The 845-nt window shown below is 74.6% G+C and carries 2 protein-coding genes; both read left to right on the plus strand.

Features of this window, described 5'->3' with window-relative positions; genetic code table 11:
- A partial coding sequence (locus tag APM_RS10265; RefSeq protein ID WP_007423305.1) for a hypothetical protein occupies positions 1–183 on the plus strand: 183 nt, incomplete at its 5' end.
- On the plus strand, positions 180–845 hold a 666-nt coding region (locus APM_RS10270), incomplete at its 3' end, for an AIR synthase related protein (RefSeq protein WP_007423306.1). The genes APM_RS10265 and APM_RS10270, both read left to right, overlap by 4 nt.

Consider the following 845-nt stretch of genomic DNA (forward strand, 5'->3'; position numbering starts at 1 on the left):
CGCCGCCACGGCGTCGCCGCCATCGGCCTTGCCGGCGGCGTCTTCCAGAACCGGAACCTGGTCGAGCGCCTCGCCCCCGCCCTGCGCGCCGCCGGCTTCGCAACCCTGTTCGGCGAGGCGATCGCCTGCAACGATGCCGGGCTCAGCTTCGGCCAGATCATCGAATACGGAGGACGCGCGTGATCGAGGATACCCATGTCAGCCTTGCCCACGGCAATGGCGGCCGCCTGATGCGGGCGCTGATCGAGGAGGTGTTCGCCCGCCACCTCGCCGACCCCGCGCTCGACACCGGGGCCGACGCCGTGCCCGTCGCCCTGCCCCCCGGCGAGATCGTCGTCACCACCGACGGCTTCACCGTCCAGCCGCTCAGCTTCCCCGGCGGCGACATCGGCGCCCTCGCGGTGCACGGCACGGTGAACGACCTCGCCGTCGCCGGCGCCCGCCCGCTCTATCTCACCCTGGCCGCGCTGATCGAGGAGGGGCTGGAAATCGCCCGGCTGGAGCGCATCGTCGCCAGCCTCGCCGGCGCCGCCCGCGCCGCCGGCGTGCGCGTCGTCGCCGGCGACACCAAGGTCCTGCCGCGCGGGCAGGGCGGGGGGATCTATCTCGCCCTCACCGGCATCGGCGTCCGCCCGCCCGGCTGCGGCCTCGGCCTCGGCCGGATCGAGACCGGCGATGCCCTGCTGGTCAGCGGCCCGGTGGGCGATCACGGCATCGCGGTGATGCTGGCGCGCGAGGAATTCGGCCTCAGCGGCGATGTCGTGTCCGACGCCGCGAGCGTCCTGCCGCTCACCGCCGCGATCGCCGTGCTGCCCGGCCTGCGCTTCATGCGCGATCCCACGCGC

Source organism: Acidiphilium sp. PM, assembly GCF_000219295.1.
GTDB classification, from domain to species: domain Bacteria; phylum Pseudomonadota; class Alphaproteobacteria; order Acetobacterales; family Acetobacteraceae; genus Acidiphilium; species Acidiphilium multivorum.